This window comes from Aeromonas sp. R7-4, assembly GCF_040908055.1.
GTDB classification, from domain to species: domain Bacteria; phylum Pseudomonadota; class Gammaproteobacteria; order Enterobacterales; family Aeromonadaceae; genus Aeromonas; species Aeromonas sanarellii.
The window spans coordinates 101,983-115,306 of record NZ_JBFODA010000034.1 but is presented as its reverse complement, the minus strand read 5'-3'; the positions used below and the strand labels follow the sequence as shown (position 1 = coordinate 115,306).

At 64.0% G+C, this 13,324-nt stretch carries 11 protein-coding genes; 6 read left to right on the top strand and 5 right to left on the bottom strand.

What is annotated here, in order from left to right; translation table 11 throughout:
* Positions 1-30: 30 nt before the first annotated feature.
* The gene (lptD, locus tag AB5Y72_RS09320) at positions 31-2,463 is read right to left on the bottom strand and encodes an LPS assembly protein LptD (protein ID WP_042074236.1); all 2,433 of its coding nucleotides are present in this window, start codon (positions 2,461-2,463) and stop codon (positions 31-33) included.
* Positions 2,464-2,637: 174 nt separating this feature from the next.
* Between lptD and AB5Y72_RS09315 the strand changes: the two genes are divergently transcribed.
* The 3 genes from AB5Y72_RS09315 to djlA are packed head-to-tail and all read left to right on the top strand — an operon-like array spanning position 2,638 to position 5,148.
* Positions 2,638-3,648 (top strand): aminoglycoside phosphotransferase family protein, encoded by a 1,011-nt coding sequence (locus AB5Y72_RS09315; RefSeq protein ID WP_202211650.1) that lies wholly within the window; start codon positions 2,638-2,640, stop codon positions 3,646-3,648.
* Positions 3,645-4,313 carry an N-acetylmuramate alpha-1-phosphate uridylyltransferase MurU gene (gene murU / locus AB5Y72_RS09310; protein WP_219142747.1) on the top strand — a complete coding sequence of 223 codons (669 nt, stop codon included), beginning with the start codon at positions 3,645-3,647 and terminating at the stop codon, positions 4,311-4,313. The genes AB5Y72_RS09315 and murU overlap by 4 nt, the downstream gene beginning before the upstream one ends.
* A 19-nt stretch (positions 4,314-4,332) precedes the next feature.
* On the top strand, positions 4,333-5,148 hold the full coding sequence (djlA, locus tag AB5Y72_RS09305; RefSeq protein WP_042074232.1) for a co-chaperone DjlA: 816 nt from the start codon (positions 4,333-4,335) through the stop codon (positions 5,146-5,148).
* Between the two features lie 70 nt (positions 5,149-5,218).
* Here the strand turns inward: djlA and AB5Y72_RS09300 are convergent, their stop codons facing one another.
* From AB5Y72_RS09300 to AB5Y72_RS09285, 4 genes are all read right to left on the bottom strand, one after another.
* Positions 5,219-6,574, bottom strand: coding sequence for an NCS2 family permease (locus AB5Y72_RS09300; RefSeq protein WP_042074230.1), 1,356 nt, complete (start codon positions 6,572-6,574; stop codon positions 5,219-5,221).
* Between the two features lie 254 nt (positions 6,575-6,828).
* Complete coding sequence (locus AB5Y72_RS09295; protein ID WP_042074228.1) at positions 6,829-7,158, bottom strand: hypothetical protein; 330 nt, start codon at positions 7,156-7,158, stop codon at positions 6,829-6,831.
* A 138-nt stretch (positions 7,159-7,296) separates the two neighbouring features.
* Positions 7,297-8,964 (bottom strand): energy-dependent translational throttle protein EttA, encoded by a 1,668-nt coding sequence (gene ettA / locus AB5Y72_RS09290; protein WP_043152583.1) that lies wholly within the window; start codon positions 8,962-8,964, stop codon positions 7,297-7,299.
* A gap of 276 nt (positions 8,965-9,240) precedes the next feature.
* Positions 9,241-10,086, bottom strand: a complete 846-nt coding sequence (locus AB5Y72_RS09285; protein ID WP_042075010.1) for a lytic transglycosylase domain-containing protein — start codon at positions 10,084-10,086, stop codon at positions 9,241-9,243.
* 361 nt (positions 10,087-10,447) lie between these two features.
* Between AB5Y72_RS09285 and AB5Y72_RS09280 the strand changes: the two genes are divergently transcribed.
* The 3 genes from AB5Y72_RS09280 to AB5Y72_RS09270 all read left to right on the top strand — a co-directional run bounded on the left by AB5Y72_RS09280 (position 10,448) and on the right by AB5Y72_RS09270 (position 13,302).
* Complete coding sequence (locus tag AB5Y72_RS09280) at positions 10,448-11,170, top strand: glycosyltransferase family 2 protein (RefSeq protein ID WP_325781874.1); 723 nt, start codon at positions 10,448-10,450, stop codon at positions 11,168-11,170.
* An 88-nt stretch (positions 11,171-11,258) separates the two neighbouring features.
* Complete coding sequence (locus AB5Y72_RS09275) at positions 11,259-11,624, top strand: lipid-A-disaccharide synthase N-terminal domain-containing protein (RefSeq protein WP_042075006.1); 366 nt, start codon at positions 11,259-11,261, stop codon at positions 11,622-11,624.
* Complete coding sequence (locus tag AB5Y72_RS09270) at positions 11,614-13,302, top strand: glycosyltransferase family 39 protein (RefSeq protein WP_325781875.1); 1,689 nt, start codon at positions 11,614-11,616, stop codon at positions 13,300-13,302. Before AB5Y72_RS09275 ends, AB5Y72_RS09270 begins: the two co-directional genes overlap by 11 nt.
* Positions 13,303-13,324 lie beyond the last annotated feature (22 nt).

The following is a 13,324-nucleotide window of genomic DNA, read 5'->3' as shown; positions in this document are numbered from 1 at the left end:
ATCCATCTCTCAAGGCGTTTGCCAGACCCGTTACTGGTCTCGCAGGTTAAACGGACGAATGTAAGGCAGTGCTTCGGTGTCCAGGGACGTGCCCTTGGAGCCGGTACCCACGCTACCCAATCCTTTCATTTCAAATTGAATGCCGAGGCTGCGCTCGGACGTCGGGGCCATGTTCACGTTGTCTGGCGTATTGACCCACTCCAGGTTGAAGTTGATGCTCCAGCAGCAGGAGTCGTACTTCAGGCCCACCTTGCGGTCCACTTTGACGTTCTGGTCGAGCTCCTGATAGTAGCCTCCGTAGAGATGCCACTGGTTGTTCAGCGGCGTGGTCAGCAGCAGGCCTATCTGGTTGAGATCCGTCACCTGGCCCTTGTGGTCCAGGTCGTAGTTGGCGTCCCGCACGAAGCGGTGGTTCAACTGGCTGATCAGCTTCTCGTGGCGATATTCCAGGGCGCTGTTGGCGGAGCTTATCTGGCGCTGCTCCACATCATATTGCGCCCCGGCATGGGCATACCACTGCTCGTTGATCTTGGCGTCCCCCTCGAACGACAGCGGCGAGCGGGTATTGGTGCTCAGCTCGTCGCTGCTGTAGAGCTTGACCCTGGGGGCCACGAAGTCGAAGGCTTGGGCAACGGCCAGCCGGATTCGTTCATCCCCGGCCGGATCATAGATGCGGGTGGTGACCCCCACTGAGAGCCGGTTGGAGTCGCTGATCCGGTCAAGACCGGCGTAGCGGCGATCGCTGAACAGGCTGTAGTAGTCCTGGCGCATGGTGGTGGAGTCATAGACGCCTATGTTGTCCTGATCCTTGTAGGGCACGTAGAGGTACTGGAACTCCGGCTCCAGGGTCTGGTTGGCCCCTTCCCCGAACCACTGCTGGTCGCGCTCGAAGGTCATGCCGCCCTTGAGGCGGAACGAGGGCAGCACCCGGGTGATGACGCCTTCTTCCAGGGTGACGTCTCCCCCTTCTCGCGGGGTAAAGCGGTTTGTGAAGGTGCTGCTCATGTTGTCAGGCACCGTCTGATCGTAACGGGTGTACATCAGCTTGTACTGGCTGTCGAGGAAGTAACCGGCTTCGTCCACCAGGGGGATGGTCAGGGTCGGGGCCGTGTAGAAGCGGGTGCCGGTGTAGGCCTCCCCCTTGTTCTGCTCGACGGCCTGGTCGTTGTTGTAACCGAAGTTGGTGAGCTCTGTGTTCCAGGCCAGATCGTACCAGTTGCCCTGCTGGTAGTAGTTGTGGTTGATGCGCGGCATCAGCTCGTGGGGCTGCTGGGCGCTGGCCAGCAGGATCTGGTAGGTCCGCACCTCGGCGTTGAGGTTCCAGTTCTGCTGGAAGTAGCCGGCCTTCAGGGACTGCTGCAGCTGGTTGTCAACCTGGGTCCCCACTTTGGGGGAGAAGTCGTTGAAGTAGTTGTAATCCTGATCCCGCACCTTGGTGTAGTCCACCGACACCTGCAGGGCGTTGTCCAGGAACCTGGAGGTGTGGCGGGCGTTCAGCAGGTAGCGGTGCCCATCGGACAGGTAGTCGTTGAGGCTGTCCGTTTCGTCGTACTGCTTGTCGTCCGCCAGGTTCTCGAAGTAGAGGCTGCCGGTATGGGCCGGATCCGGCATGTAGCGGAACTCGACCTGTTCCATCAGGCCCCGTCTGTCCATGAAGCGGGAGGTGATGGTGGCATCGTAGTTCGGCGCTATGTTCCAGTAGAACGGCTGGGTGATGTCCATGCCGTTCTTGGAGCTCTGGGTATAGCCGGGGTAGAGCAGACCGGTCTTGCGCTCGTCCTTGATGGGGAAGTTGATGTAGGGGAAATAGAAGACCGGGTAGTCATAGAGCCAGAGGCTGGCATTCCAGGCTTCCCCGAACACCTCCGACTGGTCGATGTCGATGCTGCCTGCCTTCAGGGTCCAGGCTTCCTGACCCGGCGGGCAGGTGGTGTACTGGGCGCCCTCCAGGGTGATGTTCTGGTTGTTGTTGGTCATGGTCACCTTCTCGGCGAAGCCGCGTACCGGTGAGCCATGAACCTGATATTTGCCCTCCTCCAGTTCGGAGTTCTTGGTGTCCAGGTTGGACTTGAGGGTCTTGTCGCTGGTGACCGTGATCTGGCCGTCGTTGTAATAGATGTTGCCGATGGCGATGACATCCCGGCTCTTCTGGTCCAGCTGGGCATAGTCGGAGTCGAACTTGCGCACGCCCTGACGCACCTTGACGTCACCCTCGTAGACGGCGGTCTCGCCCTGCTTGGCTTCCAGGCGATCGGCATCTACCTCGACGGGCAGGGCGTTGGCGTCCTCGTTTGCGCTGGGTTTCTCTATCTTGGGCACATAGTCATAGCAGAGGCTGTCGAGGATCCCGGTGGCGGGTGGCGCATTGAGTGGCGCTGCCTGGACCATGAGCGGACTCAGGGCAGGAACAAGGCTGATGGTCAGGGCGATGGGACAGGAATACCCCAGTGTCCATTTTGTCATGTGAAAGGCTCGCGCAATCCGTAGTAAAAACGGTTGATTCAGGGCATGCATTTTATGTCAGGATCCATCGAGTTGACATTGCATGTCATTGCTTTATGTTAGCCGGCAATGATAAAGCATTATTGCGGCCAGGGCTAACAACCAAGTGCTGCTTTCCAATTTGGTTCCCGACTCATGCACGATCGCGCTTCCCTGCTTTTGCAATGGGCACGCCGGATTTCCGGTGACGCCAACCTCCCGTTGACCCTCATTTCCGGTGACGCCAGTTTTCGCCGCTACTTCCGTGGTGGCGGTCTGGTGTGGGTGGATGCTAATCCGAAAACCGAAAAAAATCATGAATTCGTTCGCAATGCTGCCGCCCTGCATGCCGTTGGGCTGCTGGCGCCCGAGGTGAGGGCGGTGGACTACGAGCAGGGGCTGCTGGCGGTGACGGATCTCGGGGATACCCAGCTCATCGGCTGCCTGAACGATGACAACGTGCTGGCCTGGTACGGCAAGGCCATCGCCCTGCTGCCGAGGCTGGGGGCGGTCGCGCTGGCGCTCGAGCCCTTCGATGAGGCCTTCATGGCGCGGGAGAACAGCATTTTCCCCGAGTGGCTGCTGGGCCACCACCTGCAGTTGACGCTGAGCGCCCAGGAAGAGCAACTGCTGGCGGAGACCTTCGCCTGCCTCACCGCGAACAACCTGGCCCAGCCCCAGGGGGTGATGCACCGGGACTTCCACAGCCGCAACCTGATGGTGTGTGGTGGGCAGACCCCGGGCGAGAGCGAACTCGCCATCATCGACTTCCAGGACATGGTCACGGGGCCGCTCAGCTACGACCTGGTCTCCCTGCTGAAAGACTGCTACGTGCGCTGGCCTGACGAGGTCATCGAGCAGGGCATGGGTCATGGCTTCGAGGTGCTGAGCCAGGCGGGGCTGCTCGGCGGGCTCGACTATGCCAGCTTCCGCCGCCACGCCGACCTCACCGGCATGCAGCGCCACCTCAAGGCGGCGGGGATCTTCACCCGCCTCTGCCATCGCGACGGCAAATCCAGCTACCTCAAGGACATCCCCCGCACCCTGGGCTATGTGGTGGATGTCTGCCGCAGCCATGGCGCGACCTACCCGGTGCTGGCCCGCTTTGGCCAGTGGCTGGAACAGGTGGTACTGCCCGGGCTGGCCCGCACCGGAGTGGCGTCATGAAGGCGATGATCCTGGCCGCCGGTCGCGGCGAGCGGATGCGCCCGCTCACCGACAGCCTGCCCAAGCCGCTGCTGGCGGTGGGGGGCAAGCCGCTCATCGTGCACCACATCGAGAAGCTCAAGAGCGCCGGGGTAAGCGAGCTTGTCATCAACCACGCCTGGCTCGGCCACAAGCTGGTGGAAGCCCTCGGCGATGGCAGCCAGTACGGCGTGGCTATCCGCTGGTCGGCAGAGGAGAGCGCGCTCGAGACCGCAGGCGGCATAGTGCAGGCGCTGCCGTTGCTCGGCAGCGACCCCTTCCTGGTGATCAACGGCGACACCTGGATAGATGCCGACTATGCCACCCTGGTGCGCCAGCCCCTGGGGGAGGATCTGGCCCACCTCTGGCTGGTGCCCAATCCACCCCAGCACCCGCAGGGGGACTTCTCCTTGCAAGGGGGGAGAGTGCTGGACGCACCTGCCCTCACCTTCAGCGGCGTGGGCCTCTACCACCCCTCTGCCTTTGCCGGCCTCCCCTCTGGCGCCCGCAAGCTGGCGCCCCTGTTGCGGGAATGGATGGCGCTGGGCCGGGTCGGCGGCAGCCTGCTCGCCGGCGAGTGGCGCGACATCGGCACCGTGGAGCGGCTGCGCGCGCTGGATGAGCAACTGCTTGCTGGCACTCACTAACATCACGAGGTCTTGAACCATGCGTATTTGGGGTAAGGTGCTTGGCGCCTTCTTCGGTTTTCTGCTCGGCAACATCTTCGGTGCCCTGCTCGGCCTCTGGATAGGCCACCGTTTCGATCGGGGCATGGGCATGAGTTTCCGCCGCGCCCCCAGCCAGCAGCAACAGGCGGTCTTCTTCCACGCCACCTTCGCCGTCATGGGCCACATCGCCAAGGCGAGCGGCCAGGTCACGGAGCACGAGATCCGGGTCGCCTCCAACCTGATGGACAGGATGCGCCTCTCTGGCGAGCAGCGGGTGCGGGCCCAGGAGTCCTTCCGTCAGGGCAAGGAGAGCGACTTCCCGCTGCGGGACACCCTGGCGGAGTTTCGCCAGGCGAGCCAGGGGCAGCGGGACATCCTGCGCTTCTTCCTCGAGGTGCAGCTGCAGGCCGCCTTTGCCGATGGCAAGGTGGAGGCCAACGAGCGCGCCATCCTGCAGACCATCGCTGACGAGCTGGGCTTCAGCCGCATCGAGCTGGCACGGATCCTGGCGATGGCCGAGGCCCAGATGAACTTCTTCCATCGCCAGCAGCAGGGCGGTGGGCAGGGGCAGCAATACCGGCAGGAGCCCCCTTCCCGGGACCGCCTCAAGGACGCCTACCAGCTGCTGGGGGTGAGCGAGAGCGACAGCGATCAGGAGATCAAGCGCGCCTATCGCAAGGAGATGAGCAAGCACCACCCGGACAAGCTGGCCGCCAAGGGGCTGCCGCCGGAGATGATGGAGATGGCCAAGGAGAAGGCCCAGGAGATCCAGCAGGCTTGGGAGTGGATCCGAGAGGCCCGCGGCATCCGTTGATTCTGCGCCGGCCCCCGGCCATAAAAAAATGCCCGTCGATGACGGGCATTTTTGTCTGCGCGGGTCGGGATCAGTGGCTGTCGACCCAGACGAACTTGAGCACGAACAGCAGGGCGACCACCAGCACGCAGGGGTTGATCTCGCGCCAGCGGCCGGTGCCCGCCTTCATCACGCAGTAGGAGATGAAGCCCACGGCGATCCCCTCGGTGATGGAGAAGCTGAACGGCATCATGACGGCGGTCATGAAGGCCGGCACCGCCTCGGTCAGGTCTTCCCACTTCACCCGGGTCAGCTCGGAGCACATCAGCACGCCCACGTAGATAAGGGCGCCGGCAGCGGCGTAGGCCGGCACCATGGCGGCGACCGGGGAGAAGAAGATGGCCAGCAGGAACAGCACGCCGACCACGATGGCGGTCAGACCGGTGCGACCGCCGACGGCGACGCCTGAGCTGCTCTCGATGTAAGCCGTGACAGATGAGGTGCCCATAAAGGCGCCACCGACGGAGCTCACGCTGTCCACCACCAGGGCCTGCTTCATGCGCGGGAAGTGGCCCCTGTCATCGGCCAGCTTGGCGCGGTTGGTAACGCCGATCAGGGTGCCGGAAGAATCGAACAGGTTGACCAGCATAAAGGAGAAGATGATCCCGGCAAGGCTGATGTCCAGCGACCCCATCAGATCCAGCTGACCGAAGACGGGGGCAATGCTGGGCGGCACCGAGACGAACCCCTTGAAGGTGACATCCCCGAACAGCCAGCCCAGCGCCGTGGTGACCACGATGGCGATCAGCACGGCGGAGTGCACGCCGCGGGCGGAGAAGATGCAGATCAGGAAGAAGCCGAGCAGCCCCAGCAGGCAGGGCAGGGAGGTGAGATCCCCCACGGTCACCATGGTCGCGGGGCTCGCGACCACGATGCCGGCATTGTGCAGGCCGAGCAGGGCGATGAGCAGGCCGATGCCGGCGGTGATGCCGACCCGCAGGGTGAGCGGTATGTTGGCGATGAGCCAGTAGCGCACCCGCAGCAGGGTGAGGATCAAGAGCCCCAGGGCGCCCCAGAAGATGGTGCCCATGCCGACCTGCCAGGAGTAGCCCATGCCGGCCACCACCACGAAGGCGAAGAAGGCGTTCAGGCCCATGGCGGGTGCCAGGGCGATGGGCAGATTGGCCAGCAGGCCCATCAGGATGCTGCCGATGCCGGCGATGAGGCAGGTGGTGACGAACACGGCCTGGGTGTCCATGCCCGCGGCAGAGAGGATCTGCGGGTTGACGAACACGATATAGACCATGGTCAGGAAGGTGGTGATGCCGGCGATGACCTCGGTGCGGGCCGTGGTGCCGTGGCCTTTCAGGGCAAACAGACGCTCGAGCAATCCTTGCCCGGCAGCCGGGCTGGCGGTCTGCCCGGTAGCGTGATGTGGTTGATTCATGTTGGATTCCAATGGGTAACGTGAAATAAGCAGCAGGGGGCCGCACCCATCCATGCGGGGTGAAGGGCCCTGTCTCTGGCGATGAAGTGACCAGACTCGTCCTGATACCGTGACAGCGCGCACATTTTCACACAGGCGGCGGCGTTTACAAACCCCGGATCTGCGAGGCGGATCAATGAATAGAGCAAAAATTCAAACGTTTGCCCTTGGAGGGGTAAAAACGGGGTTCGATAGAACCTTCTCTGTGGGGGCCATCAACGGCTCTTCAGGTAGCGCTCGATAAGCTGGCTCAGCACGGCATCGCTCTGCTCCAGCAAGGGAGCCAGACTCGCGCCCATGCGCTGCAGCAACAGACCGGCTTGCGCCTCGCTCAACTTGCGCCCCTCGATGAGGAACTCCTGCTCCGGCAACTGCTTGTCGTGGCGGGGGAGCAGCACCCAGCTGACCCGCCCGGGTTCGATGGCGGCAAAGACCCGGCTGGCCGCGGTGCAGAAGGTGTCGATGTGCTGCTTGCCATCCGGACCCAGACAGCCGGGTTCGATCCGGATCTGGATGGTGAGTCTGGTCGTGGTGGGTTGGGTCATGGTTCTATGCTGCCAGGGTAGGGAGGGGAATTGTAAGCCAGGAGGCGATAAAAAGGGGAGCCCGGGCTCCCCTTGTCCGCACATGCAGCTCGCTTGTCGCAATGGACGCGGTGCGGCGGGCCGCACCAATCGTTCCCTTTACTTGGCGATGCGCTTGTACTTGGCGCGGCGCGGCTGGACGGCCTCGGCGCCATAGGTCTTCTTCTTCCACTCTTCGTATTCGGTGAAGTTGCCCTCGAAGAACTCGATCTTGCCCTCGTCCTGGTAGTCCAGGATGTGGGTGGCGATGCGGTCGAGGAACCAGCGGTCGTGGGAGATGACCATGGCACAGCCGGGGAACTCCAGCAGGGCGTTCTCCAGGGCGCGCAGGGTTTCGATGTCCAGATCGTTGGTCGGTTCGTCCAGCAGCAGCACGTTGCCGCCGGTCTGCAGCAGCTTGGCCAGGTGCAGACGGCCGCGCTCGCCACCGGAGAGCTCGCCAACCCGCTTCTGCTGGTCGGAACCCTTGAAGTTGAAGCGGCCGATATAGGCGCGGCTCGGGAACTCGTAGTTGCCGATGCGCAGGATATCCTGGCCGTCGGCGACTTCCTCGAACACCGTCTTCTTGTCGTTCATCTGGTCGCGGAACTGATCCACCGAGGCCAGCACCACGGTGTCACCCAGGGTGATGGAACCGGAGTCCGGCTGCTCCTGACCCGACATCATGCGGAACAGGGTCGATTTACCGGCACCGTTCGGGCCAATGATGCCGACGATGGCGCCCTTCGGAATGGAGAAGGAGAGATCGTCGATCAGCTGGCGGTCGCCATAGGACTTGCAGAGGTTGGCCACCTCGACCACCTTGTCGCCGAGGCGGGGTCCGGGCGGAATGAACAGCTCGTTGGTCTCGTTGCGCTTCTGGTAGTCGTTGGTGTTGAGCTCCTCGAAGCGCGCCATACGGGCCTTGGACTTGGCCTGACGGCCCTTGGGGTTCTGGCGAACCCACTCCAGCTCCTTCTCGATGGACTTGCGACGGGCCGCTTCGGAGCTGGCTTCCTGGGCCAGACGGGCGTCTTTTTGCTCCAGCCAGGAGGAATAGTTGCCTTCCCAGGGGATGCCCTCGCCACGGTCCAGCTCCAGGATCCAGCCCGCCACGTTGTCGAGGAAGTAGCGGTCGTGGGTGATGGCCACGACAGTGCCCTCGTAGTCGTGCAGGAAGCGCTCCAGCCAGGCCACGGATTCCGCATCCAGGTGGTTGGTCGGTTCGTCCAGCAGCAGCATGTCCGGCTTTTCCAGCAACAGGCGGCACAGGGCCACGCGGCGGCGCTCACCCCCGGAGAGGTGCTTGATCTGGGCATCCCAGGCCGGCAGGCGCAGGGCGTCGGCCGCGCGCTCCAGCTGGTTTTCCATGTTGTGGCCGCCCTGGGCGGCGATGATGGCCTCCAGCTCGCCCTGCTCGCGGGCCAGCTTGTCGAAGTCGGCGTCCGGATCGGCGTAGGCCGCATAGACCTCGTCCAGGCGAGCCATGGCGCGTTTCACCTCGCCGACCGCCTCTTCGACCGCCTCGCGCACCGTCTGCTCAGGATCCAGCTTGGGCTCCTGGGGCAGGTAGCCGATCTTGATGCCGGGCTGCGGACGGGCTTCCCCTTCGATCTCGGTGTCGATGCCCGCCATGATGCGCAGCAGGGTGGATTTACCGGCGCCGTTCAGACCCAGCACGCCTATCTTGGCGCCCGGGAAGAAGGAGAGGGAGATGTTCTTGAGAATATGACGCTTGGGCGGCACTACCTTGCCGACCCTGTTCATGGTGTAAATAAATTGAGCCATTGGCTAATTCTCTTCCTTTTCAGCAGTTTAATGTCGTGACATTAACAGACTGATGTCGTGGTGGGGCCGGGTCGACGGGCCGTCAACCCGGTTCCAAAAAACCCGTCGATTGTAAACCAATGGGGAGGGGGCGGCAAAGCCGGGGAGCGGGGAGCCAGGGGGCTGGCGAGCGGCCGAGAGGCGCCAGCGGACAGGAGCGTGCCGGGCCCTGTCTTAAGATTTCCTTAAGCCTGGCCCGATAGGATTCGTGCGGATGAGATGGCAGGTGGGTGGCGCTCAGCGTGGCAGCCGGCGCTCCTTGGCCGGATCCTGCCCCGAGTAGTAGAGCACCCGCTGCACGTACTCCTGGGTCTCCCGATAGGGGGGCACGCCGCCGTGGCGCAGGACGGCCTGCTCCCCGGCGTTGTAGGCGGCGCTGATCCTGACCCAGTCGGGGCCAAACTGCTTCTCCAGCCACTTCAGGTAGATCATGGCGCCACGGATGTTCTGCCGGGCGTCGAACGGCCGGGTCACGCCGAAACGGGCCTGGGTTTCGGGGATGAGCTGCATGACCCCCTGCGCCTGCTTGGGGGAGACGGCGGCGCTGTTCAGATTGGACTCGGCGATGGCGATGGCCAGCGCCAGCTGGGGGTTGACTCTGTGACGTTTGGCCGCCTGGCGGATCATGCTGGCCAGCTGCTGCTTGCTCGTGGATTGGCGGGCCAGGTAGCTGTCCTGATCGAAGGGGGTGCTGGGCCGCACCCAGGGCGCGCCGCCTCCGCTGCCACCGACGCCACAGGTGCCGAGGGGGGCGTTGCCGACCCGTTCGTTGTAGTAGCGGGCGGCCTGCTGATTGCCGAGGCGCATGGCCATGGCCAGGTAGGCGTTGGCGTGGCGCGCGTTGCGTATCCCTTGAGGACCGCGAGCCAGCAGGCGACCGATGCGGTAGTAGGCTTCCGGGTTGCCCAGGCTGGCGGCGGTGCAGTAGTGGGCGATGGCCTGCCTCGGGTTGCCGCGCTCCATGGCGGCGCCCTGGCGCAGGGCGCTCATCGCCTTGGGGGCCTGGCGAAATGCATCGGCATGGGCCGATGCCGTGGTCAACAGCAGGAGCAGCCCCCAGCCCCAGGCGCAGAGTCTCTGCATGATGGTTACCTCGTTGGCTTGTCCGGAAGATATAGGTTCTCCACGGGGTGGCTGCCAGCCAGACGATGGAACATGTGGTTATGTGTCAGGTCATCAGAGACGAAAACGATATGGAACTTTTAGGCGGGGGAAGATCCTGCTGGTGGTGACGACCTGAGGTGCGGGCAGGGCCGCGCTGTTGTGCAGCCCATCTTAGTTGATGCGATTGTTAGTTGTCGGGTGATAGACGGCGATCATCATGATGTAATACCTTGTATTTGTGCGGGTTCTGGCGCTCAGTCCACCTTCTTCATGATGTGCGCAACAGGATCCCTTGGATTATTTTCATTGTCGGGAAGCTCATATGGGTGATTCAGTCGATGTGTCAGTCGTAGTACCAGCCAAGGATGAACGGGACAATCTGGCTCCCCTCATCAGTGAAATAGACGCCGCTCTGGGGGGCGGATACGAGTACGAATTGATCTACGTGGATGATGGCAGCGAGGATGACAGTTATGCCCTGCTGTGCGAGCTGAAGTCCCGCTTCACCAGGCTGCGGGTGGTGCGCCACGCCAGGGCCGTCGGCCAGAGCATGGCGGTGCTGAGCGGGGTGCGCCAGGGGCGCGGCGACTGGCTGGTGGTGCTGGACGGCGACGGCCAGAACGATCCGGCGGACATTCCCGCCATGCTGGAGGAGGCCAAGCGCCGTTTCGCGGCGGACAAGAGCCAGGTCGGGCTCATCGGCCACCGTGTCACTCGCCGGGATGACTGGGTGAAACGCCTCTCGTCCAGGCTGGCGAACGGTTTTCGCGATCTGCTGCTGCGGGACGGCATCCCGGATACCGGCTGCGGCCTCAAGGTGGTGCGCCGCGACTGGTATCTGCGCCTGCCCGGCTTCAACCACATGCACCGCTACATCCCGGCCCTGATCCAGGCCCAGGGGGGCCGCATGTCTCCCTGGCCGGTCAACCACAGGCCGCGGCAGGCGGGCGTTTCCAAGTACGGCGTCTGGAACCGGCTCTGGGTCGGGCTGGTGGACGTGGTCGGCGTCTGGTGGTTGCAGCGCCGCTCCAAGGTGGTCGAGATCCGGGAGATGCTGGAGTGATGGACACCCTGCTTTCGTTGTCATCGGTCTGGCCGGACCGGGATGAGGTCGCCCCCCATGTCGGCGGTTTGAACCGGGGAGGGCGGCGATGATCGATGCCCTGCTTTCCATGGAGCTGACCTGGTTTGACTGGACGGGTCTGCATGTCACCGGCTGGAAGCTTATCGGCTACACGGGGGCGCTCATGTTCGGCGGGCGCTGGCTGGTGCAGTTCCTGGCCTCGAAGCGGGCCGGCCGGCCCGTCATTCCCCGCCTGTTCTGGTACATGAGCGTGCTCGGCAGCCTGATGACGCTCAGCTACTTCATCTTCTCCCCCAAGCAGGACTCCGTCGGCGTGCTGCAGAACCTCTTCCCCACCTTTACCGCCCTCTACAGCCTCTATCTGGACATCCAGCACAGAGGGTGGAAGCGGGACAAGGTCGTCGACGACTATGAGGTTCGTCATGGTAAATGATCGTTATCTGCTCAGGCAGGAGTCGCTGGGCTGGCTGCTGCTGATCGCCCTGGTGGTGCTGGGGGCGGGCCTCGGCCTGCGGGATCCCTGGCCCGCCGACGAGCCGCGCTTCGCCCTGATCGCCAAGGAGATGGTGGAGAGCGGCCAGTGGCTCTTCCCCATGCGCGGCGGCGAGATCTACCCGGACAAGCCCCCCCTGTTTATGTGGGGGATAGCGATAGGGTATCTGCTGACCGGTTCCATCAAGGTGGCCTTCCTGCTGCCCTCCCTGCTGGCGGGCCTGCTGACCATCGCGCTGGTGTGGGATCTGGGGCGCCGGCTGTGGAGCGCACAGGTCGGCTTCATGGCCGGTCTGCTGCTGCTCTTTACTGTCCAGTTCACCCTGCAGGCCAAGACGGCGCAGATCGATGCGCTGGTCACCTTCTTCATCACCTTGGGGGTCTATGGCTTCGTCCGCTTCCTGCTCTGTGGTGGCGGTTGGCGCTGGTACTGGCTCGGCTGGTTCGCCGCCGGGCTCGGCATCATCACCAAGGGGGTGGGGCTGCTGGCCCTGCTGATCCTGATCCCGGCCGTCTGGACCCACAGGGAGAAGATCCGCGCCGCCACCAGGGGCGATTGGCTCAAGGGGCTGGCGGGGCCGCTCTTTATGGTGCTGGCCATCGCTCTCTGGCTGGTGCCCATGTTGCTCGCCGTGGCCCAGAGCGGGGATCCCGTGCTGCAGGCCTACCGGGACAACATACTGCTGCGCCAGACGGTGACCCGCTATGCCAACGCCTGGCATCACGTCAAACCCTTCTGGTACTACCTCACCTCGGTGATCCCGCCATTCTGGCTGCCGCTCTCCCTGCTGCTGCCCTGGCTGGTGGTGGCATGGCGCAAGGCCATCCAGGGGCAGGACAGGCGCATCATATTGCTGCTCGGTTACCTGGTGCTGGTGATCCTCTTCTTCTCGGCCTCGCCGGGCAAGCGCGGCGTCTATGTCACGCCGGGGACGCCGGCGCTGGCCCTGCTGACGGCTCCCTTCGTCGCCGAGCTGCTGGCGAGGGTCTGGCCCGCACGCCTGCTGGGTGGACTCGGCTGGCTGCTGGGGATCATCTGCGTGGGCGGGGCGGGGGCGCTGGCCTTCAGTGCCAGGCTGGCGAGCAGACTGGGGGATCTGGGCCCGGCCCCCTGGCTGCCCCTGCTGGCGATGGGAGGGGCGCTGCTGCTGGTCAATGCGCTGCTGCGCCGGGCGCCGCTCAGTGCCCTCCTCTGTTCGCTGGCGGTGGGGTGGCTCATCTACTCCAGCTGGATCTGCGTGAGGCTCAACGACATGCGCACCCCGGAGGGGGTGATGGCGCTGGCGGCGGAGCGGGTGCCTGCGGGGAACGAGCTGCTGCTGGCCGGTTTCAAGGAGCAGCACCTGCTGTTCAGCCAACGGCCCCTGCGGCATTACCCTTATCTGATGGGGGATGGGGAGCAGGCGCGCGAGGCGGCGGCCTGGATTGCGGCCGCTCCCGGTCGCTGGGTGCTGGGCGCCGCCGATCTGATGGCGGTCTGCTTCGACGCAGATCGCATGGAGAGCCTCGGCAACCGCCACCGCACCGACTGGCTGCTGGCCGGGCCTGAGGCCCTCAAGCCGGCCTGTCGCGGTCTGAGCCCACAGATAGCGCCCTTCAGCTATGCCCCCGGGCCCTGAGCCCGGACAGCAGGAGAGTAAG

Coding starts and splice junctions, on each gene's coding strand:
- AB5Y72_RS09295 (WP_042074228.1), bottom strand. CDS start 7,158: ATGACCCAACCCACCACGACCAGACTCACCATCCAGATCCGGATCGAA.
- AB5Y72_RS09285 (WP_042075010.1), bottom strand. CDS start 10,086: ATGCAGAGACTCTGCGCCTGGGGCTGGGGGCTGCTCCTGCTGTTGACC.
- AB5Y72_RS09300 (WP_042074230.1), bottom strand. CDS start 6,574: ATGAATCAACCACATCACGCTACCGGGCAGACCGCCAGCCCGGCTGCC.
- djlA (WP_042074232.1), top strand. CDS start 4,333: ATGCGTATTTGGGGTAAGGTGCTTGGCGCCTTCTTCGGTTTTCTGCTC.
- AB5Y72_RS09315 (WP_202211650.1), top strand. CDS start 2,638: ATGCACGATCGCGCTTCCCTGCTTTTGCAATGGGCACGCCGGATTTCC.
- ettA (WP_043152583.1), bottom strand. CDS start 8,964: ATGGCTCAATTTATTTACACCATGAACAGGGTCGGCAAGGTAGTGCCG.
- AB5Y72_RS09275 (WP_042075006.1), top strand. CDS start 11,259: ATGATCGATGCCCTGCTTTCCATGGAGCTGACCTGGTTTGACTGGACG.
- lptD (WP_042074236.1), bottom strand. CDS start 2,463: ATGACAAAATGGACACTGGGGTATTCCTGTCCCATCGCCCTGACCATC.
- AB5Y72_RS09270 (WP_325781875.1), top strand. CDS start 11,614: ATGGTAAATGATCGTTATCTGCTCAGGCAGGAGTCGCTGGGCTGGCTG.
- murU (WP_219142747.1), top strand. CDS start 3,645: ATGAAGGCGATGATCCTGGCCGCCGGTCGCGGCGAGCGGATGCGCCCG.